Origin of the sequence: Kocuria nitroreducens (assembly GCF_042879195.1) — a bacterium.
Taxonomy (GTDB): Bacteria; Actinomycetota; Actinomycetes; order Actinomycetales; family Micrococcaceae; genus Kocuria; species Kocuria nitroreducens.
Genome location: NZ_JBHZTC010000008.1, coordinates 43,496 through 68,969 on the forward strand (window position 1 = coordinate 43,496; position 25,474 = coordinate 68,969).

General features: G+C 74.0%; 28 protein-coding genes. 17 read left to right on the forward strand and 11 right to left on the reverse strand.

All coding sequences use genetic code 11. The features are described 5' to 3' along the window. Positions 1–59 precede the first annotated feature (59 nt). A complete protein-coding gene (locus tag ACFYE1_RS07010) occupies positions 60–296 on the forward strand; it encodes a hypothetical protein (RefSeq protein ID WP_387741314.1) in 237 nt (78 codons plus the stop codon). A 40-nt stretch (positions 297–336) separates the two neighbouring features. Here ACFYE1_RS07010 and ACFYE1_RS07015 read toward each other — a convergent pair whose 3' ends face one another. The 3 genes from ACFYE1_RS07015 to ACFYE1_RS07025 form a co-directional block, all read right to left on the reverse strand. Further along, on the reverse strand, positions 337–1,287 hold the full coding sequence (locus ACFYE1_RS07015) for a helix-turn-helix transcriptional regulator (RefSeq protein ID WP_387741316.1): 951 nt from the start codon (positions 1,285–1,287) through the stop codon (positions 337–339). 32 nt (positions 1,288–1,319) lie between these two features. Further along, positions 1,320–2,264 carry a helix-turn-helix domain-containing protein gene (locus tag ACFYE1_RS07020; RefSeq protein ID WP_387741318.1) on the reverse strand — a complete coding sequence of 315 codons (945 nt, stop codon included), beginning with the start codon at positions 2,262–2,264 and terminating at the stop codon, positions 1,320–1,322. Between the two features lie 75 nt (positions 2,265–2,339). After that, positions 2,340–3,068, reverse strand: a complete 729-nt coding sequence (locus ACFYE1_RS07025; protein ID WP_387741320.1) for a hypothetical protein — start codon at positions 3,066–3,068, stop codon at positions 2,340–2,342. Between the two features lie 166 nt (positions 3,069–3,234). On the opposite strand from ACFYE1_RS07025, the gene ACFYE1_RS07030 reads away from it, so the two are divergent. Continuing rightward, on the forward strand, positions 3,235–3,447 hold the full coding sequence (locus ACFYE1_RS07030; RefSeq protein WP_387741322.1) for a hypothetical protein: 213 nt from the start codon (positions 3,235–3,237) through the stop codon (positions 3,445–3,447). A 16-nt stretch (positions 3,448–3,463) separates the two neighbouring features. Here ACFYE1_RS07030 and ACFYE1_RS07035 read toward each other — a convergent pair whose 3' ends face one another. Both ACFYE1_RS07035 and ACFYE1_RS07040 read right to left on the reverse strand, forming a co-directional pair. Continuing rightward, positions 3,464–3,724 carry a TM2 domain-containing protein gene (locus ACFYE1_RS07035; protein ID WP_387741324.1) on the reverse strand — a complete coding sequence of 87 codons (261 nt, stop codon included), beginning with the start codon at positions 3,722–3,724 and terminating at the stop codon, positions 3,464–3,466. Positions 3,725–3,750: 26 nt separating this feature from the next. Next, positions 3,751–4,872, reverse strand: coding sequence for an excalibur calcium-binding domain-containing protein (locus tag ACFYE1_RS07040; RefSeq protein ID WP_387741325.1), 1,122 nt, complete (start codon positions 4,870–4,872; stop codon positions 3,751–3,753). 544 nt (positions 4,873–5,416) lie between these two features. Here ACFYE1_RS07040 and ACFYE1_RS07045 point away from each other — a divergent pair. Continuing rightward, the gene (locus ACFYE1_RS07045) at positions 5,417–5,857 is read left to right on the forward strand and encodes a hypothetical protein (RefSeq protein ID WP_387741327.1); all 441 of its coding nucleotides are present in this window, start codon (positions 5,417–5,419) and stop codon (positions 5,855–5,857) included. A 74-nt stretch (positions 5,858–5,931) separates the two neighbouring features. Here the strand turns inward: ACFYE1_RS07045 and ACFYE1_RS07050 are convergent, their stop codons facing one another. Together ACFYE1_RS07050 and ACFYE1_RS07055 are read right to left on the reverse strand one after the other, a co-directional pair. Then, positions 5,932–7,170, reverse strand: coding sequence for an FG-GAP repeat domain-containing protein (locus ACFYE1_RS07050; RefSeq protein WP_387741329.1), 1,239 nt, complete (start codon positions 7,168–7,170; stop codon positions 5,932–5,934). A gap of 261 nt (positions 7,171–7,431) precedes the next feature. Continuing rightward, positions 7,432–7,884, reverse strand: coding sequence for an ArsI/CadI family heavy metal resistance metalloenzyme (locus ACFYE1_RS07055; protein WP_387741330.1), 453 nt, complete (start codon positions 7,882–7,884; stop codon positions 7,432–7,434). Positions 7,885–8,128: 244 nt separating this feature from the next. Here ACFYE1_RS07055 and ACFYE1_RS07060 point away from each other — a divergent pair, with 244 nt between their 5' ends. The 9 genes from ACFYE1_RS07060 (at position 8,129) to ACFYE1_RS07100 (ending at position 14,701) form a co-directional block, all read left to right on the forward strand. Continuing rightward, a complete protein-coding gene (locus ACFYE1_RS07060) occupies positions 8,129–8,506 on the forward strand; it encodes a hypothetical protein (RefSeq protein WP_387741332.1) in 378 nt (125 codons plus the stop codon). 148 nt (positions 8,507–8,654) lie between these two features. Beyond that, the gene (locus ACFYE1_RS07065) at positions 8,655–8,882 is read left to right on the forward strand and encodes a hypothetical protein (protein WP_387741334.1); all 228 of its coding nucleotides are present in this window, start codon (positions 8,655–8,657) and stop codon (positions 8,880–8,882) included. Positions 8,883–8,949: 67 nt separating this feature from the next. Further along, positions 8,950–10,233 (forward strand): aminotransferase class V-fold PLP-dependent enzyme, encoded by a 1,284-nt coding sequence (locus ACFYE1_RS07070; protein WP_387741336.1) that lies wholly within the window; start codon positions 8,950–8,952, stop codon positions 10,231–10,233. 40 nt (positions 10,234–10,273) lie between these two features. Next, on the forward strand, positions 10,274–10,735 hold the full coding sequence (gene sufU, locus ACFYE1_RS07075) for a Fe-S cluster assembly sulfur transfer protein SufU (protein ID WP_387741338.1): 462 nt from the start codon (positions 10,274–10,276) through the stop codon (positions 10,733–10,735). 103 nt (positions 10,736–10,838) lie between these two features. Next, the gene (locus tag ACFYE1_RS07080; RefSeq protein WP_387741339.1) at positions 10,839–11,846 is read left to right on the forward strand and encodes an MsnO8 family LLM class oxidoreductase; all 1,008 of its coding nucleotides are present in this window, start codon (positions 10,839–10,841) and stop codon (positions 11,844–11,846) included. A 230-nt stretch (positions 11,847–12,076) separates the two neighbouring features. After that, entirely contained in the window at positions 12,077–12,646 is a 570-nt protein-coding gene (locus ACFYE1_RS07085; protein WP_387741341.1) for a nucleosidase, read from the forward strand. Positions 12,647–12,690: 44 nt separating this feature from the next. Then, positions 12,691–13,407, forward strand: coding sequence for a lipoate--protein ligase family protein (locus ACFYE1_RS07090; protein WP_387741342.1), 717 nt, complete (start codon positions 12,691–12,693; stop codon positions 13,405–13,407). Between the two features lie 38 nt (positions 13,408–13,445). Then, positions 13,446–14,285 carry an SOS response-associated peptidase gene (locus tag ACFYE1_RS07095; protein ID WP_387741343.1) on the forward strand — a complete coding sequence of 280 codons (840 nt, stop codon included), beginning with the start codon at positions 13,446–13,448 and terminating at the stop codon, positions 14,283–14,285. A 23-nt stretch (positions 14,286–14,308) separates the two neighbouring features. Then, positions 14,309–14,701: a pyridoxamine 5'-phosphate oxidase family protein gene (locus tag ACFYE1_RS07100; protein ID WP_387741506.1), complete on the forward strand. Its 393-nt coding sequence runs from the start codon at positions 14,309–14,311 to the stop codon at positions 14,699–14,701. A 127-nt stretch (positions 14,702–14,828) separates the two neighbouring features. Here the strand turns inward: ACFYE1_RS07100 and ACFYE1_RS07105 are convergent, their stop codons facing one another. Further along, complete coding sequence (locus ACFYE1_RS07105; protein ID WP_387741345.1) at positions 14,829–15,332, reverse strand: GNAT family N-acetyltransferase; 504 nt, start codon at positions 15,330–15,332, stop codon at positions 14,829–14,831. 301 nt (positions 15,333–15,633) lie between these two features. Between ACFYE1_RS07105 and ACFYE1_RS07110 the strand changes: the two genes are divergently transcribed. The 3 genes from ACFYE1_RS07110 to ACFYE1_RS07120 all read left to right on the forward strand — a co-directional run bounded on the left by ACFYE1_RS07110 (position 15,634) and on the right by ACFYE1_RS07120 (position 17,923). Next, entirely contained in the window at positions 15,634–15,957 is a 324-nt protein-coding gene (locus ACFYE1_RS07110) for a DUF6504 family protein (protein WP_387741347.1), read from the forward strand. A 62-nt stretch (positions 15,958–16,019) separates the two neighbouring features. Further along, on the forward strand, positions 16,020–16,859 hold the full coding sequence (locus tag ACFYE1_RS07115; protein WP_387741349.1) for a fumarylacetoacetate hydrolase family protein: 840 nt from the start codon (positions 16,020–16,022) through the stop codon (positions 16,857–16,859). 95 nt (positions 16,860–16,954) lie between these two features. Next, positions 16,955–17,923, forward strand: a complete 969-nt coding sequence (locus ACFYE1_RS07120; RefSeq protein ID WP_387741350.1) for a TIGR03885 family FMN-dependent LLM class oxidoreductase — start codon at positions 16,955–16,957, stop codon at positions 17,921–17,923. Positions 17,924–18,024: 101 nt separating this feature from the next. Here ACFYE1_RS07120 and ACFYE1_RS07125 read toward each other — a convergent pair whose 3' ends face one another. Beyond that, entirely contained in the window at positions 18,025–18,597 is a 573-nt protein-coding gene (locus ACFYE1_RS07125) for an MOSC domain-containing protein (protein ID WP_387741352.1), read from the reverse strand. Positions 18,598–18,864: 267 nt separating this feature from the next. On the opposite strand from ACFYE1_RS07125, the gene ACFYE1_RS07130 reads away from it, so the two are divergent. Next, complete coding sequence (locus ACFYE1_RS07130; RefSeq protein WP_387741353.1) at positions 18,865–19,440, forward strand: hypothetical protein; 576 nt, start codon at positions 18,865–18,867, stop codon at positions 19,438–19,440. Between the two features lie 25 nt (positions 19,441–19,465). Here ACFYE1_RS07130 and ACFYE1_RS07135 read toward each other — a convergent pair whose 3' ends face one another. Beyond that, positions 19,466–20,563: a tartrate dehydrogenase gene (locus tag ACFYE1_RS07135; RefSeq protein ID WP_387741355.1), complete on the reverse strand. Its 1,098-nt coding sequence runs from the start codon at positions 20,561–20,563 to the stop codon at positions 19,466–19,468. A 154-nt stretch (positions 20,564–20,717) separates the two neighbouring features. Beyond that, positions 20,718–21,632, reverse strand: coding sequence for a LysR family transcriptional regulator (locus ACFYE1_RS07140; protein WP_387741357.1), 915 nt, complete (start codon positions 21,630–21,632; stop codon positions 20,718–20,720). Positions 21,633–22,060: 428 nt separating this feature from the next. On the opposite strand from ACFYE1_RS07140, the gene ACFYE1_RS07145 reads away from it, so the two are divergent. Beyond that, on the forward strand, positions 22,061–25,447 hold the full coding sequence (locus ACFYE1_RS07145; RefSeq protein ID WP_387741359.1) for a DNA polymerase III subunit alpha: 3,387 nt from the start codon (positions 22,061–22,063) through the stop codon (positions 25,445–25,447). Positions 25,448–25,474: the final 27 nt, after the last annotated feature.

Genomic DNA, 25,474 nt, shown 5'->3' on the forward strand with positions numbered 1-25,474 from the left:
GACGCGCGCCGACGGTCCTCGCTACGCTGGGCCCACGGACAGCGGCCGAGGGGGTGCGCGTGGGCACGGAGGGCGGGCGAGCGCGCCCCGGCGCGCCGCGGCGGGACCGGACGTGGTGGTGGGGGATCGGCGCCTGGGCCGGCACCCTGGCGTGGCTGGTGTTCCTCGGACCGGCCCCGGCGCTGGTGCTCGGGCCGGTCCTGGGGACGACGCTGGTGCTCTACGGCCGGTTGGAGAGGGCCCACGCACAGGTGATGGACGCCCGCCGCGGCCTCCCACCGGCGCCCGCCCCCTGAGCCGTCGGCGGTCCCGGGCGCCGTCGGGCTCGTCCCGGGCCTATCCGCGCAGGGTGCGCGCCGGGTTCTCGCCGTAGGCATGCCGGTGACGGCGGGCGAAGTCCCCGGCGTGGGAAAAGCCCCAGCGCAGGGCGATCGCGCGCACCGTCTCACCGTCGGCCGGGGCGCCGCGCACCAGGTCGCGGTGGGCGGCTGCCAGCCGCAGGCCGCGCAGGTGTTCCGCGGGGGTCATTCCCGTCCGGGAGCGGAACACCCGGGTGAGCTCGACGGTGCTCAGGCCCACGTGGCGGGCGACGTCCTCGACCGTGATCGGCAGCGACAGCGACGCGTTCATGAACTCCACGGCCTGCCGGTGGGCGGTCTGCCGGGCGGCGACCGTGGTCCGCCGGCTCCGCGGGTCCCCGGAGAGGCGGAACGTCTCCAGCGTGGCCACCGACATCCGGCGCAGCAGATCCGCCCGCAGCAGGGGGACGGTGGCGATCGCGGGGTCGGTGAGGGCCTCGTGGACGAACTCGTAGGTGTCGGCCCAGTACTTCGCGTGCGCGGGGGACGCGGGTCGGGGATGGTCGAAGGCCACCTCGAGACCCTGGTCGCCGTGGACGGTGTGGGCGGTGTCCCGCAGGGCGGGCAGGTGCAGGTTCAGCGAGTCGACCTCCAGGAACTCCAGCTCGGCCCGGTAGTCCTCGTGCGGCTGGATGACCATCAGGCCGGTGCCGCGACGGCCACCGACCTCCCAGCGGTGGGTGCCCGTGCGGCGTCGGACCACCGTGAGCGTGTCCTCCAGCACCAGGTTCACCCGTCCACGGCCCCCGAAGTGGAACCGACCGAGGCTCAGCTCGTCGTCCCCGTCCACGTCCTGGCGGTAGGCGAACGCGGGGTCGTCGCGGGGCATGCGGATCTCTGCTCCCGCGTAGGTTTCCCGGAGGCTGTCGTTGGCGACCTCGGGGTCGGTGGTCGCCACGCGCAGGCGGATGGGCAGCGAGTCCGTCACGTCGTTCCTCCCCGGGCTCCGGTGCGACGCCGTCATGCGTGCAAGGTGGTGGACGGGGACTGACCGAAGCTCTCCCGGTAGGCGGCGGCGAACCGTCCGCGGTGGGTGAAGCCCCACCGGGCGGCGACGACCTCCACTGTGGTCCCCGTGGTCGGGTCGGCGGCCAGCAGGTCCCGGTGGACGGCCTCGAGCCGGGCGGAGCGCAGATAGGCCATCGGGGTGGTGTGCAGCTCGCGGCGGAACGCCGCTTGCATCCCGCGAGGGCTCAGCCTCGCGGCTGCGGCGATCTCCAGCAGCCCGATGTCCTCGCCCAGGTTGGCGTCGATGAACGAGACGGCCCGGCGCAGCGCCGCCGGTCGGGGGGTGGGTACGACGGGCACCGGCGGGCCCTGGAGGAAGGTGTTCGGGAAGGTGTGCAGCAGCGCGGTGATGAGGGACCGGGTCATCTCGCCCCGGAGGAGAGCACTGCTCATCACCTGGGCGTTGGGCAGCAGGTCGCGCTGCAGGTGGGCCACGGTGCTCGACCAGTACCGGGCCATGACCGGGCTCACGGGGCGGGTGCCGGTGAACTGCAGACGGAAGGAGTCCGCCCCCAGTAGCTGCCCGGCCAGCTCCGCCACCGCGGCGCCGTCCACGGAGACGCTGAACAGATCGAGGTCCGCCCAGTAGTTGGCGCACGGGAGCTGAGGGAACAGGAACGGGCCCCGGTGCGGGAAGCGGTTCGGGCCGCTGGTGGTGCTCAGCACGCCGTCCAGCACATGACCGATGCACACCATCTCGGCGCACTCGGTGGTTCCGAGGACGGCGGAACCGCTCAGCCGCAGCCGCCCGTAGCTCACCGGTCCTGCGCCGGCCGAGGAGAAGGACATGGAGGAGTCCCCGCCCGTGATCCACTGCCCGTCCCGCAGGGCGTAGACCTCGTCCAGCTTGGCCAGGGCCTGGACCGGGTCACGGGTGGTGAAGACCGCCCGCTGCACACTGTCCCCCATGATCGGCAGGGTACGCCGAGCACGGGACGACGTCGACACCCGGGCGTCCCGTGCGCGTGCTGGTCACCCGCCGATGTACTCCCCGGTCACGCTGTCCACGGTGCCGTTCTCGATGCCCGTGCACTGCGCGACACCCGCCTCCGTCACCGGGTCGTAGTTGATGCAGAAGGCGTCGTAGTAGGGCACCCCGCTCTGCCACGCGGCCAGCGCCTCCTCGTAGGTGAACTTTCCCGGGTAGGGGACCGCCCCCACGTCCGTGTTCACCTGGACCTGACAGCTCCCGGGACCGCCCGGGGCGAAGGCCAGGAGCTGGCCGACGGTGTCGACGACGTCGATGCGGTCCTGGCCGGTGCTCATCGAGGACTGGTAGGCCCGGCAGACCTCGACGGCCACGGCGCGGTCGTTCGTGGCCGCGGTGAGCCGGTGCACGACACCGCCGCCCTGGGCCTCCTGCTGCTCGATCCTGGACACGGTCCCGGCGTGCGGCTGCCCTTCGGGCGACGCGGTGAACGCGGACCACGCATCGGCGGGGGCGGCCTCCTCGGGGGCGGCCTCGGGTTGCGACGGGGAGTCCCCGACCGGCTCCTGGTCCGGCTCCTCGTCCGATTCCGCTGTCGGCTCAGGGGTCGGCTCGGCGGTCGGCTCCGGCGTCGTCCCCTGCACGGTGTCCGAGGGGGAGGGGGAGGTCTGGGCGGCGGGGGTGTCCTCCTGGGCCTGGGGGGCGCCGGTGCAGCCGGCCAGGGCGAGACCGGACGCGAGGAACAGACTGGTGACGACGGCCTTCGTGCTCATGGGGTGCCTCTGCTTCGCTGGGGGGCGGGGTTCCCACTGTATGCGGCCCGCACGGCGAACCCGGGTTGTCCGTCGGAGAGTTGCCCACCCAAGAGGGGTCAGACGGAGCGGGGTGCGCCGTGCCACGATGCGGAGGGCATGCTGTCGAACAGTGAAGGGGGCCGCTGTGCCGCACCAGATGACGCTGATGTTCCTCAACATCGCGCTGACCCTCGTCCTCGTCGCGTCCTGCTATCTGCACCTGGGCGGCGGGCGCTGGTGGTTCCCCTGCCTGTGGTTCGTAGGAATGGCCGCGGGGTCCCTGTGGGACGCGCTGCCGCACCGCCGCGCGGCGGAGTTCGCACGCCGGGCCGGCGGGCGGCCCGCCTGGCAGGCCTGAGCGCGGCAGGGCGACCTCAGAGCCGGCCGGTGTCGAACCGGTGCAGCCGGCGACCCAGGACGATGCCGTCGGCGAGGGACCAGACGCCCAGCAGCCCCAGGGTGAGGGTCATCGGCACTGCGGTCCTCCAGTCGCCGAGGTAGTAGCGGTGCGCGCCGAAGACCCCGAGGAACACCCAGAGCAGCCAGGCCGTCGTCGGGTTCTTCGGGGCCCGCTGCGGGCGGACCGACGGTGCCGGGCCGGTGGCGGCCGCGGGGGCGTCGCTGGTGGCGTTCACCGTCCGGTCCTCGTCCTTCTGTCGTCCTACTCGCATGCGACGCCGTCGCCGTCACGGTCCATGGCGTCCCGGTAGCCGGCCTCCCCGCGCAGCAGCGGGGCGGCGCCGGCCTCCCGGGCGGCCGTGCAGTTGGCGTAGTGGACGTCCGCGGGGGCGGGCGCGGGAGCCGGGGCCTCCAGGACCTCGGCGGGAGCCGGGGCGGGCTGCGGAGCGGCCTCGGTGCCCCCGGGGACGTCGCCGAACGGGGTGCCGCCGGGCAGCTGCTGGTCGGGACAGTCGGAGAGCACCTCTGCCATGGCGGTCTTCTCCGGGGCGGTGACCCACAGGGAGTAGCGGGACTTCACCGCGATCTGGACGGCCACCATCTCGCAGGCGAAGGCCCGGTTCGGAGGCAGCCACTGGGAGGCGTCCTTGTCGGACTTCGACCCGTTGGTCGGGCCGTCGACCGCCAGGAGGTTCAGCGGGTCGTTGGCGAGGGCCGTGCGGTCGGCCTGGGAGAGCCGGCGCGCTCCGGTGACCCAGGCGTTGCCGAGCGAGACCACGTGGTCCACCTGGACGTCGTCGGAGGTCGTGACCCCGCGCACGAAGTCGATGGTCGCCCCGGTGTAGGGGTCCGCGAGGGTGCCGGTGTCGACCTTGCACCCGTCGGCGGAGGTGATGCCGGTCAGGTCCCGGGCCAGGACCTCGTTGCGGGAGTCCTCGCAGTCGCCGTCGGCGTCGATCCACCCGCCGAACAGGGCGTCACGGTCGTAGTCGGACATCGTCCCGGCGGCGGCGACCGGCAGGTCCTCCAGCGCGAGGTACGCCGCCGAGGGCGGGGTGACGGCGCGGACGGGGGTCTCCGACGGCCCCGGAGCCGGGGTGACCGTGGTGACCGATCCCGGGGTCCTCGAGGCCGAGGGAGCAGGAGCGCCGCCGGGCGTGGCGCTCATGGACGCAGTGGCGGGCACCGTCGTCACGGTCCCCGGGACGGGGCCGGGGTCGGCGACCGGGTCCGTGGACGCGGTGCTGGACGTGCAGCCGGCGACCAGCCCGATCGCCAGGGTGAGGTGCAGCGGCACGGCCACGATCCACTTGCCCACGGCGAAACCTCGGCGGGAGGCCAGGTCCGTCCCCGGGGCAGGGGAGGAGACGGGGATGTTGGTCATGGTGCTCCTGGGGGAAGGGGGGAAAGCGCGCCAGGTGGCGGGAGCGCGTCAGGGGGAGCGCGCGAGGCACTCTTCTGTTCTACGTCCGGTGCCCGTCCGTCGCCGCACGGCGCGCCGCAGACGACGGCCACCGGCGCGAGTGTGACGCCGGAGTGCACCGCACCGGCCCGGAGCGAGGACCTCGCGGGGCGGAGGCCCCGGGACGCACGGACCGGCGGTGGGAAGCGGGCCGGGGCCACGCGCCGACCGGTGGAAGAGCGGGCGCACGAGGACCCGGCGCATCGCCCACCCGTCCGGCGGCCCGATGATCCGGGCGGACCCGAAACCGGACCCGAAGCCGACACCGGATCCGGACCTCGACCTGGGCCCGGACCCTCGGGACGTCCTCCACCGGGGCATGGCGGAACGGCTCGGGCGGTCCTGCGGCACCGTGGTGACCGACACCGGCGCCCGCTCGCGCCATCCCCGGATGAGGGGTCAGACACGCGGGCCTGTCGGGTGCGAGGATGCGGTCACGGGGATCGTCGAACGGGGGGAGGGCCTCGTGCTGACCGTGCGCGACAGGCTGCTCCTGGGGCTCTGGCTCCTGCCGGTGGCCCTCGGTCTCGTCGTGGGGCTGTGCGTCGGCGACGACGACGGCTCCGTCATGCTGTTCGTCACCGGGCTCGTCGCGGTGCTCTACGTGGCCGTGCTCGTCAGCACGGTCCACTCCGCGCGACGCCGACGGGCCGAACCTGCCGCCGAGGTCGAGCCCGCAGAGCCGGCCGCCGAGCCCGACCCGGAACTCCCGGGCACCGGCGGCGAGCGCGGTCGCGCGCTCGCTGTCTCGCGCGTCCTGCCCCTGGTCCTCGCCGTCTCCACCGCCGTCTACGTCGTCGCGGAGGGCGGCTGGACCTTCGTGGTGGTCGCGGTGCAGCTCGTCACCGTGATCACCATGGCCGCCTACGTGCACGAGCGCGGCGCGGAGCCGAGGACCGTGACGTAGCACGGCGCCGCCCCCGACCGTCGCGGACGGGGGCGGCGCCGTGACCCGGCCGCGACGGATCGCGGCCGACGGGCTCACGACAGCTGCACGTACGTGGCCGAGTGCCCGAAGCCGACGACGTCGTCGCGACCGTCGCCGTTGACGTCACCGAGCAGGCGCGGATACCGCTCCTGCGTCCACCCCTGGTCGTAGCCGAAGGCGGCGACCTTCAGGTGCACCGGGCCGAAGGTGCTGTCCGCCCGGCCGTGGGCGACGTAGACCCCGGCGTTGCCGAAGCCCACCAGGTCCTGGATGCCGTCGACGTTGATGTCCGCGTGGGTCCGCAGGTGCCGGTCGCCCCGCCACCCCTGGGCCTGGCCGAAGTCGTTCACCCGTACGGCCACGCCGGTGTAGTTCCCCCCGTTCAGTGAGTGGGCGACGGAGACCCCGGAGTGGCCGAACCCGATGATGTCCGCCGCGGCGCTGCCGGCGGGGTTGATGTTGACGTCGGCCAGCATCCGCGGGTGCTGGCCGACGCGCCAGCCCTGGGCGTAGCCGAAGTTGCGGATCTCCAGCGCGGGCTGGGTGAACGTGTCCCCGAGCGCCGAGAAGTAGGAGACGTACGTGCCGGCGTCCCCGAAGCCCACGATGTCGGCGGTGCTGTTGCCGTCGACGTCGGCGAGCAGGCGCGGGTTCTTGTCGACCCGCCAGCCGCGGTCCCAGCCGTAGCTGTCGATGCGCTTGCCGGTCCCGGTGAACGTCCGGTTGGACAGACCGTGGGAGATGGTGACGCCCGAGTGCCCGAAGCCCACGATGTCGGCGGTCAGGTTGCCGTTGAGGTCGGCGAGCTCGCGCGGGTGCCTGTCGACGCGCCAGCCCTGGTTCCAGCCGAAGTCGCGGACCTTGAGCTGCGGCGTGGTGAAGCTGCCGCCGCCCTGGGAGTAGGCCACGTAGACGCCGGCGTCGCCGAAGCCCACGATGTCGTCGCGGCGGTCGCCGTCGACGTCCGCGAGCGTGCGGACGTGCCGTGCGTTGGACCAGCCCTGGGCGGCGCCGAAGTCGCGCACGCTCATTCTCGGCGTGCCGAACGTTCCGTCGGCCTGGCCGAAGGCGACCTGGACGCCGGCGTTGCCGAAGCCGACGACGTCGGCACGGCCGTCGCCGTCGACGTCCGCGAGTTCGCGCACGTGCTGGTCCACGCGCCAGCCCTGGGCGTAGGAGAACACGGGCTGCGCGGTCGCGGCGTGGGCCGGTGCGCCCACGGCGAGGCCGGCGGTCGCCAGCGCGGTGGCGGACGCGCCGGTGAGCACGCGCGAGAGGAGTGGGTGTTTCATGGTGGGTCCCCGAGGTCATGAGGCGGATCGTCGGCACGGGCGCGGGTGGCACGTGCCGGAGACGTCGGTCGGCCCCCGGCCGACCGGGAGATGTTCCCCGGGGGCGATGCGCCTCCGGGGAACCGGTGGCACCGGGAGCGACGTCCCGGTGCCGAGGCGCAACAGCTGAGGACGCCAGTTTACTCCTGCAACTGGACGGTCACCAGGGGTGTTCCCTTTCGTGACCTCGTGGGGCCGCTGGTCTCTTCGGGCCGCCGTGGGTCAGGACCCGGGACCCGGGGTGCAGCACGAGCCGTCGCCGCCGACCGCGGAGAGTTCCCGGCCGGTCCGGCCCTCGAGATCGGGCCGGGCGTCGGCGGTGACGGTGTAGACCTCCCACGGCTCCTGGCCCGGTCCGGTCACCCACACCTTGTCCTGGACGGCGTAGCAGCAGGTGGTCTGCTCCTCCTGGCGAGTGGTCAGGCCGGCGTCGGCCAGGCGCTGCGCGGCGGCCTCGACGACCTCGGTGCTCTCCACCTCCACGCCGAGGTGGTCCATGCGGGTGTCGTCACCGGGCGCGCCCTCCAGCAGCACGAGCTTCAGCGGCGGCTCCGCGACGGCGAAGTTGGCGTAGCCCGGGCGTCGTTTGGCGGGGACCGTGTTGAACAGGGTGGAGTAGAACTCGATGGAGCGCTCGAGATCGGCCACGCGCAGGGCGAGCTGGACTCTGGACATGACGGGTTCCTTTCGGGTGCGACGGCCGTTCTTTGGTATCGACGTCCGTCTATGTGAAAGAGTGCCATCAGCATCGATGTTCGTCAATACGTTTTTCTGTCCCCCGGCCTCTGTGGGCGCTCCTGAGCGGCCGGTCGCCCGGTCGCTCCACGGTCCTGCCGGGCGGCGGCGAGACGGGGCGGCGTCGGCGCACCGCAGCCCGGAGCGGGCCCTTCCCTCCGGGGGGAGCGATAGGCTCGCCTCCGTGACCGAGCTCAGCGAGATGGCCCGCACCGGGGTGGTGAGCGCCGCCTGCCTCACCGCGGGAACGGCGCTGCTGGTGGCAGCGCTGCTCGTCCGGTGCCTGTACGCCTGGTGGGTCCGGACCGCGGCCGTGCACCTGGTCGAGGGCGGCCGGCACCGCCTGCGCTGGCACACCACCCGGTACGAGATCCACGAAGAACCCTGGCCGCGCCCGCCGGCCCCGGCGCCCCAGCACGGGGCGGAGGTCACGGTCTACTACCACGCCCGCCATCCGCACCGCTGGGCCCTCATCGCCCCGTACCGCTGGCTGTGGCTCCTCACCGCGGCCGGAACCCTGCTGGTCGCAGCGGGACTGCTCACGCGCCTCGTCCGGGGCTGAGCACCCGAACCGCTCCGGCACGGCACTGGACCGGGCGACCGGCGCGCCTCGCCGGCCGGGCTCGTCGCGGACCGTTCCGGTTTCACCTTCCGCCGCCCGGCGGGGGATCATGGCAGGGACGTCCCGTACCGCCACCCGGAAGGACACCATGCGCGAGCAGCAGCACCCCGACGACGAACCGAGGCCCAGCCTGTTCCGGCGCTTCGACGACTTCGCCATGCGGTTCTACGGACCCGCCGTGCGCAGCCCCCGCAACCTCAGGGGCCAGGACCAGCCCAGCGAGCAGACCCAGCAGTGGTACCAGGACCTGCAGGAGGAGTTCGTGGTCGAGAAGGACGCGAACGGCAACACCTACCTGCGCCCCCGCCACCGCTAGCCCGCCCGTGACGCCGGGAGGCGCGCGCCCGGGTCCCTCCCGGGCCCGGGCCGTACAGTGTCGGAGCATGGAAGGAAACCACGTGCTGCCCCTGACCGATTCCGAAGTGCGTGCGCTCCGGGAGGACTTCCCGCTGCTGACGAACAGCCCGGCCATCTACCTGGACTCGGGAGCGACCTCGCAGAAGCCCCTGGCCGTCCTGGACGCCGAGCGGAACTTCTACCTGCACCGCAACGCGGCCGTCCACCGCGGCGCCCACGCCCTGGCGGTGGAGGCCACCGACGCCTACGAGGAGGCCCGACGGGTCGTGGCCGGCTTCGTGGGCGGCACCGAGCGGGAGCTGGTGTGGACCTCCAACGCCACCGAGGCGATCAACCTGATCACCTACGCCTTCTCCAACGCCTCCACCGGGCGCGGGGGAGAAGCGGCCGGGCGGTTCCGGCTGGGCCCCGGCGACGAGATCGTCACCACCGAGCTCGAGCACCACGCCAACCTCATCCCGTGGCAGGAGCTGGCCGCCCGCACCGGGGCCGCTCTGCGCTGGATCCCCGTCGACGAGACCGGCGCCCTCGATCTCGGGGCCGCCGCCGAGGTCATCGGCGAGCGCACCCGGGTGGTGGCCTTCAGCCACGTCTCCAACGTCACCGGCGCGATCACCGACGTCCCAGCACTCGTCGAGCTGGCCCAGGGGGTGGGGGCGCTGACCGTGCTGGACGCCTGCCAGTCGGTGCCGCACTTGCCCGTGGACCTGCCCGCTCTGGGAGTGGACTTCGCGGTGTTCTCCGGGCACAAGATGCTCGGGCCCACCGGCATCGGGGCGCTGTGGGGGAGGGCCGAGCTGCTGGACGCCATGCCCCCGTTCCTCACGGGCGGGTCCATGATCACGAAGGTCACCATGGAGTCCGCCCGGTACCTGCCGGCCCCGACCCGGTTCGAGGCCGGCACCCAGCGGGTGGCCCAGGTCGTGGCGCTGGCCGAGGCGGTGCGCTACCTCCAGGGCATCGGGATGGAGCGGGTCGCCGCCCACGAGCACGAGCTGGGGCAGCGGCTCGCGGCCGGGCTCGCCGAGCTCGAGGGGGTCCGGCTGATCGGCCCGGCCCCGGGCGCGGAGCGGGTGGGGCTGGCGGCCGTGGACGTGGCCGGGGTGCACGCCCACGACGTCGGCCAGGTCCTGGACGTGGCCGGGGTGGCCGTGCGGGTGGGCCACCACTGCGCCCAGCCGCTGCACCGGGCGCTGGGGCTGACCGCCACCACCCGGGCCAGCGGCTACCTCTACACCACCACCGAGGACGTCGACCGGTTCCTGGCCGAGCTCGCCGGGGTCCGCAGCTACTTCCGCGTGGCCGGCTGAGCCCCGTGACCACCGCACCGGAACGACCGAGGAGGACTCCATGAGCGCGCTGGACGGGATGTACCAGGAGGTCATCCTCGACCACGCCAAGCGGCGGACCGGGGAGGGACTGGCCGCCCCGGCACCCGGGCACGGCAGCGGGGAGTCGCACCAGTACAACCCCACGTGCGGTGACGAGATCACCGTGCGCGTCGAGCTCGCCGACGCCCCGGAGGGCGCGGATCCGGCGGTGGAGCGGCTGAGCTGGGAGGGCGAGGGGTGCTCGATCTCCATGGCCGCGGCCTCCGTGCTGGCCGAGACCGCCCCCGGGATGACGCGGGCCGAGCTGGTGGAGCTGATCGGGGCGTTCCGGGACCTCCTGCGGTCCCGGGGCACCGTGACCCCCGACGAAGAGGTCCTCGGCGACGCCGCCGCCTTCGCCGGGGTCTCGCGGTTCGTGGCCCGGGTCAAGTGCGCGATGCTCGGCTGGGTCGCCGCCGAGGAAGCCCTGGACCGCGCCTGACGAGCAGCTCCCGGCGACGCCGGTCTGCACACACCGGGACGTCCTTGCCCCGCCCAGGGCCGGGGCCCGGAATGCTTCCGTCGCCGCCCGGGTTGTGCGCACCATGGCCCTCTCCGACGTTCCGCTCTCCCTCCTCGACCGCGCCAACACCCGGGACGGTTCCACGGAGGCCGAGGACCTCGCCCGCGTCCTGGAGCGGGCCGAGCGCGCGGAGGAGCTGGGCTACCACCGGTTCTGGGTGGCCGAGCACCACGCGGTGCCGGGCATCGCCGGATCTGCGCCGGCGGTGCTGATGGCCGCCCTGGCCGCCCGGACCCGCCGCCTGAGGATCGGCTCCGGCGGGATCATGCTCCCCAACCACCAGCCCCTCGTGGTCGCCGAGCAGGCCGCCACCCTCGAGGCCCTGCACCCCGGCCGGATCGACCTCGGCGTGGGCCGCTCCCTCGGCTTCACCGCCGCGGTCCGGGACGCCCTGCGCACCGGCAAGGAGGCCGGGGACCGCTTCGGTGAGGACCTCGCGGAGCTGCTCACCCACCTCTCCGGCGCGGCCGCGGTGACCGCCCGGCCCCGCAACCACGCCGCGACGCCGGTCTTCGTCCTGGCGACCGGCGCCGGGGTGGAGACCGCCGCCCGGGCGGGACTCTCCGTGGTGCTCGGCGGCCCGGTGCTCCACCGTGAGGGCCCCGACGGCGCCGCCGCGGTGCTCGAGCGGTACCGCGCGCAGTTCCGCCCGTCGTCCTGGTGGCCGGAGCCCTACGTGGTGGTCTCGGTGAACGTCGCGGTGGCGCGGACCCGTGCGGCCGCCCGGGGCGTGCTGCTGCCCGAGGCCCGCGCCCTGGCCGCCTCCCGCACCCGGGGCGAGTTCCCGCCCCTGGCACCCGCGCGGCCCGCGGCGCCGGACGGGCTCACGGGCCGGGAGCGGGCCCTCGTGGAGGAGAGCCTCACGGCCTCCGTCCACGGCACGGCCCCGGAGGTCCGGTCACAGCTGGAGCATCTGCTCGCACGGACCGGGGCGGACGAGCTGCTCGTGACGGGCGGAGCGCACGACCTCGACGCCCAGGCGGAGTCCGACCGGCGGCTCGCCGCGCTGTTCACCACCCGCCGTGCCTGACGTCCCACCGCCGCGCCGCCGCCGCGCCGATGTCCCGCCGAGTTCCCGGTGGATCCGGCCGGCTGCGCGGAGTCCCCCGTGCCGCCGCGGATCCCCACGTTCGGTCCGGGGGCTGCGATCGGAAGGGGAACTCGGCGGCGAGGGCGACCGGGGACGGCAGGACTCGGCGGCGGCAGGAGTGGGCAGGAGACAAGGAGGAGCGGGCACCGGGGTGCGGATAGAGTGACGGGGTGCCCCAGCTGCTCGTTCTCGCCGCCCACCCTCTGGAGACCAGGTACTTCCCGGAGGACATCGACCTGGTCCTGACCGGCGTCGGGATGTCGGCCGCGGCGGTGCGCACCACCGAGGCGGTGCTGACCCGCTGCCCGGACCCCGCGCGGCGGCCGGAGCTGACGGTGCTCAACATCGGCAGCGCCGGCGCCCTGAAGCATGGGCTGACCGGGGTGCTCGAGCCCTCCCGGATCATCAACCGGGACGTGGACGAGGAGCTGCTGCGCGCGGCCGGGATCCCCGTGGACAACGTCATCGAGCTCGGCGGCGACGGGCCCGTGCTCGCCACCGGGGACTCCTTCGTGGCCGGCGGACCCGCCCGGGACGCCCTGGCCGCTCGGGCGGACCTCGTGGACATGGAGGGCTGGGCGATCGCGGTGGCCTGCCGGCACCTGGGCGTGCCGCTGCGGATGGTCAAGCACGTCTCCGACGCCGCCGACGAGGAGGCGGTCGCGTGGGCCGAGAAGGTGGAGCTCAGCGCCCTGGCCCTGGGGCGGTGGTTCCGCGGCAGCGGGATCGCCCGGGCGTGACCCGCCGCAGGACCGTCCGGATCCGCCACTAGACTGGGACCAGCATGAAACTTCTCCGCCAGCGCAAGTCCCTGGGCGCCCAGCAGGACTACGAGAGCGCCATGACCCTCCTCGCCGACGTGCGCCGCAACGGACCCGTCCTGCGCCTCTACGAACCGTCCCCCACGGTGGCCTTCGGCCGCCGGGACGAGCTGCGCACGGGCTTCGCCGACGCCGCCCGGGCCGCCCGCGAGAGCGGGTTCGAGCCCCTGGTCCGCAAGGTGGGCGGCCGTGCCGCGGCCTACCACGGCGGGTGCCTGATCATCGACCACCTCGAGGCCGCCGAGGACCCCACCTCGGGCATCCAGGACCGCTACCGCCTCTTCGGCGACATGATCGTGGCCGCCCTGGAGGAGCTCGAGGTCGAGGCCGACGTCGGCGAGCTCCCGGGCGAGTACTGCGCCGGCGAGCACAGCGTGCACGGGACGCACCCGGCGTCGTCGTCGGCCCCGGGCCGGAGGGTGAAGCTGGCCGGGACGGCCCAGCGGGTGGTCGCGGGCGCCTGGTACTTCAGCACCGTGCTGGTGGTCGAGCAGTCCGAGCCCATCCGCTCGGTGCTCACCGACGTCTACGCCGCCCTCGGCCTGGACTGGGACCCCGCCACCGCGGGGGCCGTGGACGACCTGCGCCCGGGCACCACCGTGGCCGACGTCGAGCGCGGGATCCGCAAGGTGTACGGCATGTACTCCCAGTACCTGGGGTACGGACCGCTCACCGACTGAGCCCCGGCCGCGAGCCGGGCAGACCGAGGAGACAGCAGATGTGCGGACGCTATGTCATCGCCCGGGCCGTGGGCGACCTCGTGGCCGAGACCGGGGCCGTCCCGGACGAGAGCCTCGGCGACACCGCCGACCACGAGCGGCTGCGGGCCAACTGGAACACCGCGCCCACCACCGACGTGCCGATCGTCCTCGAGCGCCTGACGGGCGGGGACGGCCGGGACGACGACGGGGAACTGGTCCGCGAGCTGCACGTGGCCCGCTGGGGACTGGTCCCGGGCTGGGCCAAGGACCCGGCGGTCGGGTCGAAGATGTTCAACGCCCGGTCGGAGACCGTCCTCGAGAAGCCGTCCTTCCGCAAGGCGGTCCGCGCCCGCCGGTGCGCGGTCCCGGCCAACGGCTACTACGAGTGGAAGAAGGAGCCCGGCGCCGGGAAGGGCGGGCGCAAGCAGCCCTACTACGTCCACCCGGCCGACCCGGAGGAGACCATCTGGTTCGCCGGGATCTACGAGTGGTGGCGGGTGCCCGAGGGCACGGAGCTGCACTCCGCGGCCCTGCAGCCCGGCCGGGACGGCGGCGGGAGCACGTGGCTGCTGTCCTGCTCCATCCTCACCACCGACTCCCCGGAGCCCTCGGACGAGCACCCCGTGCTCACGGAGCTGCACGGTCTGCACGACCGGATGCCGATCCCGCTGGCGCCCGAGCACGTGGGGGACTGGCTGCGCCCGGGCGAGGACGACGCCCCGCAGCTCGTGGACCTGGTCCGGGCCGAGGCGCACCGGTCGGCCGCCGACTGGGTGCTCGACCCGGTGGACCCTGCGGTCGGCAACGTGCGCAACAACTCCCCGGAGCTCGTGGAGCCGCAGCGGAGCCTGTTCTGAGCCCCCGGGACCCCGCCGACCGGATCGCCGACTTCGTCCGCGCCCACGGCGGCGGAGTCGTGGCGACCAACAGCGGCGCCGGCTGCCCCGAGTCCGCGTGGATCAACCTCGCGGCCCACGGGGACGGGCGGCTGGTCTTCGGCACGAACGAGCGCAGCCGCAAGTACGCCAACCTCCTCGCGGACCCCCGGGTCTCCCTCGTGGTGGTCTCCGGGACGGGCCAGGAGTTCCAGCTCGAGGGCGAGGCCGCCGTGCTCGAGGGGCCCGCCGCGCGGGACGCCGGCGAGGTGCTGGAGTCCCGGCACCCGGGGGCCACGGACAAGGCCAGCACCCGTCTCGTGGCGGTGCGCCCCCGCTGGGCACGGTTCGTCGACATCGCCGTCGATCCTCCGGTCCGGGAGGATTTCGCGCTCTGATCCGGCCACAGGGGAGGCCATGGGAAGGGCCCGGGACCCACATCGCGGGTCCCGGGCCCTTCCCGTGGCCTTTTCCGGGCCTGGTGGCGTTCGTTCCGGCGTCCCCCGTCCGGAGCGTCCGCCGGACTCAGACGTAGTCCGTCTCGGGGACCCAGCGATTGAAGTCGAGCGTCAGGTAGAGGGCGAGCGCCGCCGCGTTGTCCTCGTCGATCCGCAGGCAGACCTGGTCGTAGCCGTTGTTGTAGAGGGTGCCCATGGCGCAGCGCACCAGCTGCTCGGCCAGGCCCTGGCGGCGGCGGGAGGCCGCCGTGAACAGCTCGAAGATGTAGGGGACGTCGGGGAGGTCCTCGCCGATCCGCCGGGACAGCACGAGGGCAGCGGCCACCACGGTCCCGTCGTCGTCGACCACCACCGGCGAGGCGTCGGGGAGGAAGGGCCCGTACTCCCCGTCGAAGACGCCCCGGATCACCTGGCGGGCCTCCTCCAGGCTGGAGACACCGCCCTGCTCGTAGGAGGAGTAGTAGAGCTGGGCGAGGCTGTCGGCGTCCTCCGGACCGGCCGGACGCAGGGTCACCGCAGGAGTTTTGGTGTTCGCCGCGGTGTGGGCGATCAGCGTGATGGTTCCGGTCATGGGAGGCCTCCGTGAGGTCGACGCCGGCTGCTCCGGCGGGGCGGACGAGGGACAGGGGACGTCCGGGCGGGCCGCGCAGGGCAGGCCCTCCGTGCTCTCAGCGTATCCATTTCGCTGGGCTTGTCCATGCTCCCCCACGGCCGGTCGCAAAAGTGAACGCTTGGGCCGGAGCAACGGCCCGGGGGGAATGCCTGTTCCATTCCGGTACCGTCACGGGTTAGCGTGTCGTACAGGTGTTCTAGCTTCCAGGGAACAGGGCGCACCGCGCAACGGGCGCCGGCCGAGGGAGAGAGGAGCCGTCGTGGGTTTCCTGACGGAGAGCGTCGACGTGGACTGCGACACGGACGGGGTGCCGGTGGGCGTGCGCTGGCGCGAGCGGAACTACCTGGTGGCCCAGGACCCCGTGCGCTGGTACGAGCGCCGCGCCTGGTGGTCCGAGGACGCCCGGCTGCCCAAGGACCGCGGGATCGGGGCGGTGGACCAGCAGATGTGGCGGGTCCAGGTCCAGCTGAACGCCCGCTCCGAGCTGCTGACCCTCGAGCTCGTCCACACCCTCGACACCGGGCGCTGGCGTCTGCTCGCGGCCACGAGCGCCTCGGGGATCCGGGTGGTGCGCTGTGCATAGGCCCACCGGAGGTGCATAGGATCGGAGTCGCAGACCGCACCGCAGAACATGAGGGAGCACCCGTGAGACTCGGCACCGTGCGACGCGACGGCACCACCCAGGCGTTCCGGCAGGAGGACGGGCGGACCGTCTACCTCCCCGTCCCCGACGTCGGGGCCCTCCTCGCCGGGGGCGACCTGCGGCTGCCGGGGGAGCCGGGCCCCGCGCCGGCCCCGGAGGTCCTGGCGACCCCCGTCCTGCGCCCGGGCAAGATCCTGTGCGCCGGACTGAACTTCTACGACCACGCGGAGGAGGTCGGCCAGGAGATCCCGGAGCACCCCACGATCTTCGCGAAGTACGCCACCGCGCTCATCGGCCCCACCGACCCCATCGCCATGCCAGAGGAGTCCGAGAAGGTCGACTGGGAGGCCGAGCTCACCGTGGTGATCGGCTCGCCCCTGCGCCACGCCACGCTCGACCGGGCGCGGGCCGCGATCGCCGGGTACACCATCATGAACGACATCTCGGTGCGGGACTGGCAGGGCCGGACCTCCGAGTGGTTCCAGGGCAAGAACTTCGACCGGACCACCCCGGTGGGCCCCGTGGTCGTGACCCCCGACGAGATCGACCCCGAGGCGGGACTGGCGATCCGCTGCACCGTGGACGGCGTGCGGCACCAGGACTCCGGCACCGACCGGATGATCTTTTCCGCCGTGGAGCTCGTCGAGTACCTCAGCCGGTTCCTGACCCTCGAGCCCGGGGACCTCGTGGCCTGCGGCACTCCCGCCGGCGTGGGCCTGGCCAGGAAGCCCCGCCGGATCTGGCTGCGCGACGGCCAGGAGGTCGTCACCGAGATCGAGGGCATCGGCGAGCTGCGCAACGTCTGCACCCCCGCCGAGGACCTCCGGGCGGCGGCCGGCTGAGCCGGTCCGCGACACCCGTCCCCACCTGTTCCTGCTGTCCTGTTCCACCGTCCTGAATTCCACTGTCCTGTTCCCGCCTTCGACCGGAGGACCCCATGGCGACGATCGGCTTCCACGCCTCCCACGAGCAGATCCCTCCCGAGCAGCTGCTGCGCGACGTCGGGCACGCCCAGCAGGCCGGCTTCGGTGCCGCCATGTGCTCGGACCACCTCGAGCCGTGGTCACCGCACCAGGGACACTCCGGCTTCGCCCTGTCCTGGCTGGGCGCCGCCCTGGCCACCACGGACCTGCCGTTCGGGTTCGTGCACGCCCCGGGGCGGCGGTACCACCCCGTGGTCACCGCCCAGGCCACGGCCACCCTCGCCCGCATGTTCCCCGGCCGGCTCTGGAGCGCCCTGGGCAGCGGGCAGAAGCTCAACGAGCGGGCCGTCGCCCCGGAGTGGCCGGCCAAGGAGCAGCGGCAGCGGTTCCTCGAGGGCAGCTTCGACGTCGTCCGCCGGCTGCACGCGGGCGAGGAGGTGTCCTGCCGTGAGCCGTTCCACGCCGACCGCGCGCGGGTCTGGGACCCGCCGGAGGTCCCGCCCGCCCTGCTCGTGGCGGCGCTCACCCCGACGACGGTCCGCCGCTTCGCCCCCGTGGCCGACGGGTTCATCACCGTCCAGCAGCCCCTGGAGGACCTGCGCCGGATGCTCGGCACCTGGCGCGAGGCCGGCGGCACCGGCCGGGCCGCGCTGCAGGTGCACCTGAGCTGGGCGCCCTCCCCGGAGCAGGCCCGTGCGCTCGCCCTCGACCAGTGGCGCACCAACGTCTTCGACCCCGTGACCATGGCCGAGCTCGCATCGCCCCAGGACTATCTGCGCAAGGCGGTCCAGGAGGACGTGGGGGACGAGCAGATCGCCGGGGCGGTCAACGTCTCCGAGGACCTCGGCCGGCACGCCCAGTGGCTGCACGAGTACGCCGAGCTCGGCTTCGACGAGATCTACCTGCACCACGTGGGGCAGGAGCAGGGCCGCTTCCTCGACGCCTTCGGGGAGACGGTGCTGCCCCAGCTGGCGCAGGCCTGACTGCCGCCCCCGGGGGCCACCAGCGTGCGGTCGGTCCTGTTGCCGGGCCGCCGGCTGGCGGGGAGGCGAGAGGTGCCGTACCGCTGACCGTCCGGTGCGCGCTACGGCAGCCGGGACGGTCGCCGCAGCACGGCCGCACCGGCCTGCTCCGGCTCGAGCGGGACCGGGCTGTGCAGCACGGCCGGTCCGCGGTGCAGGTCGCCGCTGGACAGCGGCCGGCAGCGCAGGCCCCCTCGCCCCCGCATGGCGGCGTGCGCGCCCGGAGCCAGCACCCGGTCCATCCAGGCGCAGGGGTGGGCGGGCCGCCCGCCCCGCAGCCGCACGAGCGCACCCCGGGACTCCAGTGCGAACTCCTCGCCCAGCAGCGGGGCCAGGTGGGCGCCCCGGAGGACCACGTTGCGGCGGGTCAGGAGCGGGTCGAAGGGGGCCGTGCCCAGATCCGCGGCCATGGCCTCGAGCGCCTCGACGGCGAGCAGGGTGACGGCGGCGTCCATGTGGGCGGCCTTGCCGAAGAACCGGTCGCCCACCACGCCCTTGCCGGCCACCAGCTCGACGCGCTCGGCATCGGTGGTGGGGACGTCCGCGGCGCCGTCCCGGGCGCGGCCGAAGTAGGCGTGCCCCGGGGACACGAGCAGGTGCAGGACCTCCACGTCGTACCGATAGGTCGCCGTCATGCCCCACATCCCTCCGTCGTCGCGGCCGCCGTTCCGGCGCCGCTGTGCTGCTGCCGTGCTGCCGCGAGACCTCAGCATAGGCAGGGCGGCGGGCACGGCGGGCCGCGGGGCGTTGCCGTCCGTCCTTCCCTGCACGGAGGGCGTGCGGCCACGAACTTGTCCCCTTTGCGGTTGCACATCTAGTGCCGGGGGGTGCGCGAGGGCCAGAATGGCAGCGACGGATGATGGCCACGGGGCACCGCGGTCCGGGCCAGGAGGGGAGGTCGTGTGTCCGCCAGACGCTCCGCCCGGGGATGGGACCGGCTGGCCGGACCGGCAGGGTCGGCGGTCGTCGTCCTCGTGGTGGTCCAGCTGCTCCTCCGGGGTGTGGTCTCCGTGGCTCAGCTCGCGCTCGGGGCGGCGGCGCTCGTCGTCGTCGCGCTGGTGCTCGGGCAGCGGTTCGTCGTCCCCTGGCTGGCGCGCCGGCCCCCGAACCGGCCGCGCATCACCACGACCCGTGCGTGGACCTGCCCGATGCCTCCGGAGGAAGCCCTGGAGCGGATCCGCACGGCGTTCGAGGACCTCGGTCCGGCAGTCCGCTCCGAGGAGTGCTGCGTGGAGGTGTCGGCGGGCTCGGACGTCACCTTCCGCCGCCGCGGAACGGCCTCCGAGTTCGGGTGGCGGGCCCTGCCCCTGCTGGCCACCTTCCGGGTCGCCCCCGGCAGCGGAGGGTCCGAGGTCGCCGCCGACGTGCGGGACGACCTCGGGTGGTACCCCGATGCTCCCAGCAGGCTCGTGGAGGACGAGATCGACCGCCGCAGCGCCTCCCTGATCGAGCGGGCGATCTGCGCCACGTGCCGGTGACCGTCGCGCCCGGGGCGGCCGGGTCTCAGGCGGAGGTCAGCGAGGTGGCCAGGGCCTCGACGACGGCCTCGGTGATCTCGGCGGTGTCTGCGGTGCCGCCGATGTCGCGGGTGAGGTGCCCGGAGGCGGTGGTGGCCTCGAGGGCGGCCTCCAGGCGGCGGGCTTCGTCGTGCAGACCGAAGTGGTCGAGCATCAGGGCCGCGCTGGCGATCGCCCCGATGGGGTTGGAGATCCCCTGCCCGGCGATGTCCGGGGCGGTGCCGTGGACGGGCTCGAACATCGACGGGAACCGCCGCTCCGGATTCAGGTTCGCACTGGCGGCCAGCCCGAGGCTGCCGGCCAGGGCGGAGCCGAGGTCGGAGAGGATGTCGGCGTTGAGGTTGGAGGCCACCACCACCGACAGGTCCTCGGGGTGCAGGACGAACTTCGCGCTCATCGCGTCCACCAGCACGGACTCCGTCTGCACGTCGGGGTAGTCTTTGGCGACCCGGGCGAAGACCTCGTCCCACAGCACCATGCCGTACTGCTGGGCGTTGGACTTGGTCACGCTCGAGACCTTCTTGACCGTGCGGGTGCGAGCGAGGTCGAAGGCAAAGCGGATGATCCGCTCGCACCCCTTCTCGGTGAACAGCGAGGACTGGACGGCGACCTCGTTGCCGGGACCCCGGCCGGAGAGGTTGCGCCCGCCGAGCCCGGCGTACTCGCCCTCGCTGTTCTCCCGCACCACGACCCAGTCCAGCTCGGTGTCCTCGGCCTTGCGCAGCGGGGAGACCACCCCGGACAGGAACCGCACGGGGCGGATGTTGGCCCACTGGTCGAAGTTCTGGGTGATGTTCAGCCGCAGCCCCCACAGGCTGACGTGGTCCGGGACGTTCTCCCAGCCCACGGCGCCGAAGTAGATCGCGTCGAAGGCCTTCAGGGCCTCCAGCCCGTCGGCGGGCATCATCACGCCGTGCTGGGCGTAGTACTCGGAGCCCCAGGGGAACTCGGTCCAGTCGAAGGAGAACGCCCCGCCGGACTGGGCGGCCATCGCGTCCAGGACCGTGCGGCCGGCGGCGACGACCTCCTGGCCGACGCCGTCGGCGGGGATCGAGGCGATGGTGAAGACCTGGTGCTCGGTCATGGTGGTGCTCTCCTTCTCGGGTGATCTTCGGTGCTCCTGCCCGGTGTCGGGTTCCAGTAGAGCGCCCCGGTCCGGGTCAGGTCCAAGACCGGCTTCCCATCCCGTAGATAGGAAGCTCCTATGGCACGCTCCGTGGCAGGCCCTGTGGCACTCCCTACGGCGCCCGGAGGTGGTCCGCGATGTGCCGGGCCGCGTGCTCGGCGGCGACCTCCAGGAACGCCCGGGCGGCCGGGGTCAGGTGCGCGGGGCGGCTGAGCACGGCCACGTGCAGCACCGTGACCGGCTCGATCCGCAGCACGCGCAGTCCCGCGGCGTGCGCCAGGGGACCCCAGGAGGAGGGCATCACCGCGTGGCCCACTCCGGCCAGCACCAGGGGCAGGACCGAGGTGCGGTGGGCGACCTCCGCGGTGATCTCGAGCTGCACCCCGCCGGCCAGGGTGTCGTCGACCAGCCGGCGCATCAGCGACCCCCGCTGCGACACGACCACCCGGTGTCCCTCGAGGTCCTCGCGCCGGATCGTCCCGCCGTCGCCGAAGGCGTCCGCCTGCGGGTTCACGATCAGCACCAGGGGCTGCTGCTCCAGCTGCCGCACCTCGACCTCGGCGGAGCGGAACGGGCGCTCCGAGCCCAGGATCCCGATCTCGGCCCGGCCGGTGCGCACGGCCTCGGCCACCTCCTCGGGGGTGAACGCGGCGTCGACGTCGACCGTCACGGCCGGGTGGGCCCGGGTGTAGGCGGCGATCATCGCGGTGAGCGGCTCGATCCCCGGGGAGGGCATGGCGATCACGTCCAGGCGTCCGCTGCGGACCCCGCGCAGGTCGTCGACGGCGGCCCGGGCGGCGGCCAGATCGCGGACCACCACCCGGGCCGGCCCCACCAGTTCCTGGCCGGCTCCGCTGAGCACCACCCGCCGGCCGATCCGGTGGAACAGCGGCACCCCCAGCTCCCGCTCGAGGCCCTTGATGGTCTGCGACAGCGAGGGCTGGGCGATGATGAGCTGCTCGGCGGCACGGGTGAACCCGCCGTGGTCCACCACGGCCAGGAAGTACATCAGCTGCCGGACGTCCATCGTCGTCTCCTCCTGCGTCCGTGCGGCGGGGCGTGCGGGCCGGACGCCCCGTCCTGCCGTGGCGCCGCGGCCGTGCGGCGCCCGCCCGTCCCGGGGAGGACGGATCCCCCCGGCCCTGCCCATGGGTGCAGGAAACAACATGCCACAGAAGTGGAGGACCGTCCCGTCCCCGAACGAGGGCGTCCCGGGCCGGGTGCTCCTGCGGACCGTGGTCGGATCGTGTCCCGCGAAGGGGAGCGCTGCAAGCTGATCCGCCGGCTCCGAGAGCAGGTCGAGACGCGGCAGGAGCGGGACCCCGGCACGGGAGGCCGGGTGTGGTCCACGGCATGGGCCCCGGCGCGCCACGAAGGACACCGTGACCCCGAAGTTCTGGCAGGTCCGGCGGTTTGCAATTGACTTAATATTCGAACACGTATTCGAATGGGGTCGTGAGCTTTCCGCACCTGCACGTCGCCACCGCCTTCAGCGCCCACTTCGGGGTCAGCCGGCCCGCCGTCCTGACGGCCGCCGCCGCGGCGGACGGCGCGGACGTGCTCGCCTGCACCGACCGGGACGGGCTCTACGGCGCGATCAAGCACCTGGGCGCGTGCCGGGAGCACGGCATCGACCCGGTCCTGGGGGTCGACCTCGTCCTGCTGGCCCCCGGCCGCGAGCGCGCCCTCGGCCGCGTAGTGGTCCTGGCGGCCGGCGGCACCGCCGGCGCAGGCTACGCCGCCCTGTGCCGGCTCGTCTCCACCGCCCACGCCACGAAGAGCCCGCCCGGGGTGACCTCCGCCGAGATCGCGGCCGCCGCCCGCTCGCCCCGGCACGGGGAGCCGGTCCTGATCGTGCTGCTCGGGCCCGCCTCGGACGTCGGTCAGGAGCTCGCGGCCCGCCGCTACCGCACCGGGCGCGCCGCCCTGGCCCGGTGGCGGGCCCTGCTCCCCGCGCCGGCGCTCGCCGTGGAGGTGGTCTCGCACCTGGCGGCCCCCGGCACGGCGTGCAGCACGTCCCACGCGGCCCGGATGCTGCGCGCCGCCCTCGAGGCGGGGCTGACCCCCGTGCTGACCAACGCGGTGCGCTACGCCACCCCCGCCGAGGCCGCCACCGCCGACGTCCTCGACGCCGCCCGCGCCCTCACGCCGCTCGAGACCCTGGGGGAGCGCGCCGGCCGCGCGCCCGGCGGCAGAAGAGCCGCCGGACGGACCGGGGCGTCCCGGCGGACGGCGGCGCCGGAGCCGCTGCAGCCCAACGGCCAGGGGTGGCTCAAGTCCGACCGGCAGATGCGTGCGCTCGCCGCGGAGATCGCCCGGGCCGCGGACCTCGGTGCCGCCGGTGCCGCAGCCCTGCTGGCGGGCACCCAGCGGGTGGCCGACCGGTGCCGGCTGGACCCGGCCGGCGACTGCGGCTGGGGGCGGCCGGTGGTGCCCGAGGCCTCCGTGCTCGGCCTGGACCGGCCGGCGCCGGCGGAGCTGCGGGCCCGGTGCGAGGCGGGGCTGGGGCGCCGCTACCCGGGCCGCCGCGCGACGCGGGCCGTGCGGGACCGGCTGGAGCAGGAGCTGGGGGTGATCGAGGACCTCGGCTTCGCCTCCTACTTCCTCACCGTGGCCGAGGTCTCCGCGATGATCGGCGAGATGGGGGTGCGCCACGCCGCCCGCGGCTCCGGTGTGTCCTCGCTCGTCAACTACCTGCTCGACGTCTCCCAGGTGGATCCGCTCGAGCACGAGCTGCTCTTCGAGCGCTTCCTCTCCAACGACCGCTCGACCCTCCCGGACATCGACATCGACGTCGAGTCGGCCGAGCGTCACCGCGTCTACCGGCGGATCTTCGAGCGCTTCGGCCCCGAGCGGGTGAGCCTCATGAGCATGCAGAACGCCTACCGGGCCCGCGGCGCCGTCCGGGACGCCGGGCTGGCGCTCGGCATCGACCCCGAGACCGTGGACGGTGCCGCCAAGCAGCTGTGGCACCTGCCGGCCTCGGCGCTGCGCGAGACCATCGCCCGCCAGCCGGAACTGAGGGACTTCGCCGAGCAGGTGGCCCAGGAGAAGCAGCTCGACCTCCTCGTGGACCTCACCGAGCGCCTGGACCGGCTGCCCCGGCACATCTCCATGCACCCGTGCGGGGTGATCCTGGGGGACCTGAGCCTCCTGGACCGCACCCCGGTGCAGTCCAGCGGGACGGGGATGCCCATGAGCCAGTTCGACAAGCACGACATGGACCCGATGGGCATGCTCAAGCTCGACATCCTCGGCGTGCGGATGCAGTCGGCGCTGGCCCACGCCGTCGACGAGGTGGCCCGCACCCACCCCGGCCGCCCCCGCCTGGACCTCGAGGCGATCCCCGTGGACGACGCGAGGACGTTCGAGCTCATCCGCTCCACCCACACCCTGGGCTGCTTCCAGATCGAGTCCCCGGGCCAGCGCGAGCTCATCGGCAAGATGGCGCCCACGAGCGTCCGGGACCTCATCGTGGACATCTCCCTGTTCCGCCCCGGGCCCATGCACTCGGACATGGTCCGCCCCTACCTGGAGCACCGCCACGGCTGGTCCCCGCCCGTCTCGATCCACCCGGCCCTCGACCCGATCCTCGCCGAGACCCACGGGGTGACCGTCTTCCACGAGCAGGTCCTGCGGATCCTGGACACCTTCACCGGGTGCGGGCTCGCCCGGGCCGACGAGCTGCGCCGCCGGCTGGGCTCCGAGCGCCAGCTCGAGGTGGAGGAGTTCTTCCGCAAGCGGGCCCGCGCGCAGGACTACCCCCTGGACGTCGTGGACCGGGTCTGGGGGATCCTGGCGGCGTTCGGCTCGTTCGGCTTCTGCAAGGCCCACGGGGCGGCGTTCGCGGTGCCCACCTACCAGTCCGCGTGGCTGAAGGCCCACCACCCGGAGGCGTTCCTCGCGGGGCTGTGGGAGCACGATCCCGGGATGTACCCCAAGCGCCTGCTCGTGGGGGAGGCCCGGCGGATGGGCGTCCCCGTCCTGCCCGTGGACGTCAACCGCTCCGACGAGCACTACCGCGTGGAGCGGCTCGACGACGACCCCGCCCGCCTGGGCGTGCGCCTGGCCCTCACCGGGATCCACGGGGTCTCCCAGGCCGAGGTCCGCCGGATCGTGGCCGGGCAGCCCTACGCCTCGCTCGCCGACCTGCGGCAGCGGGCCCGTCCCGCCCGGCGCACCCTCGAGCGTCTCGCCGCCGTCGGGGCCTTCGACGGCCTGCTGCGCCGGTCCGGTGGCGCCGCCTCCCGCGCCGACCTGGTGCACGCCCTGCGGACCCGGGCGGACAGCGGCCGGCCCACCCGGCCGGCCGGGGAGGTCGAGGGGCAGCTGGCCCTTCCGCTCGGGGACCTCGAGCTGCGCGCCCTGCCCGCGGAGCGTCCCGAGCCCACCCTGGCGGAGAAGGTCCGCACCGAGCTGGACCTGCTCGCGGTGGACGTCTCGGCGCACCTGCTGGAGAGCTGGGCCCCCCTGCTCCGAGAGCTCGGGGTCACGCCCTCGGAGCGGCTGCTCGAGCTGCGCAGCCGGTCCGAGGTGCTCGTGGCGGGGGTGCGGGTCTCGACCATGACCCCTCCCATGCGCAGCGGCCGGCGGGTGGTCTTCGTCAGTCTCGACGACGGCACGGGCGCGGTGGACTGCGCCTTCTTCTCCGACGCCCAGGCCCGCTCGGGGCAGCACCTGTTCGGCACGCGGATGCTGCTGGTGCGGGGACGGACGCGGCGCACCGGGCCCCGCGGGATCAGCCTCAGCGCGGAGCAGGCGTGGGACCTCACCGACCCGGGGACCCCGGCGGCCGTGCGCGCCGCCTCCCCGCTGAGCCTCCGGGGAGCCGGGGCAGGATGAGCCGGGAAACCGTCCGGATCCAGAGGT

Coding starts and splice junctions, on each gene's coding strand:
- ACFYE1_RS07025 (WP_387741320.1), bottom strand. CDS start 3,068: ATGAGCACGAAGGCCGTCGTCACCAGTCTGTTCCTCGCGTCCGGTCTC.
- ACFYE1_RS07040 (WP_387741325.1), bottom strand. CDS start 4,872: ATGACCAACATCCCCGTCTCCTCCCCTGCCCCGGGGACGGACCTGGCC.
- ACFYE1_RS07050 (WP_387741329.1), bottom strand. CDS start 7,170: ATGAAACACCCACTCCTCTCGCGCGTGCTCACCGGCGCGTCCGCCACC.
- ACFYE1_RS07055 (WP_387741330.1), bottom strand. CDS start 7,884: ATGTCCAGAGTCCAGCTCGCCCTGCGCGTGGCCGATCTCGAGCGCTCC.
- ACFYE1_RS07065 (WP_387741334.1), top strand. CDS start 8,655: ATGCGCGAGCAGCAGCACCCCGACGACGAACCGAGGCCCAGCCTGTTC.
- ACFYE1_RS07070 (WP_387741336.1), top strand. CDS start 8,950: ATGGAAGGAAACCACGTGCTGCCCCTGACCGATTCCGAAGTGCGTGCG.
- sufU (WP_387741338.1), top strand. CDS start 10,274: ATGAGCGCGCTGGACGGGATGTACCAGGAGGTCATCCTCGACCACGCC.
- ACFYE1_RS07080 (WP_387741339.1), top strand. CDS start 10,839: ATGGCCCTCTCCGACGTTCCGCTCTCCCTCCTCGACCGCGCCAACACC.
- ACFYE1_RS07090 (WP_387741342.1), top strand. CDS start 12,691: ATGAAACTTCTCCGCCAGCGCAAGTCCCTGGGCGCCCAGCAGGACTAC.
- ACFYE1_RS07095 (WP_387741343.1), top strand. CDS start 13,446: ATGTGCGGACGCTATGTCATCGCCCGGGCCGTGGGCGACCTCGTGGCC.
- ACFYE1_RS07105 (WP_387741345.1), bottom strand. CDS start 15,332: ATGACCGGAACCATCACGCTGATCGCCCACACCGCGGCGAACACCAAA.
- ACFYE1_RS07120 (WP_387741350.1), top strand. CDS start 16,955: ATGGCGACGATCGGCTTCCACGCCTCCCACGAGCAGATCCCTCCCGAG.
- ACFYE1_RS07125 (WP_387741352.1), bottom strand. CDS start 18,597: ATGACGGCGACCTATCGGTACGACGTGGAGGTCCTGCACCTGCTCGTG.
- ACFYE1_RS07135 (WP_387741355.1), bottom strand. CDS start 20,563: ATGACCGAGCACCAGGTCTTCACCATCGCCTCGATCCCCGCCGACGGC.
- ACFYE1_RS07140 (WP_387741357.1), bottom strand. CDS start 21,632: ATGGACGTCCGGCAGCTGATGTACTTCCTGGCCGTGGTGGACCACGGC.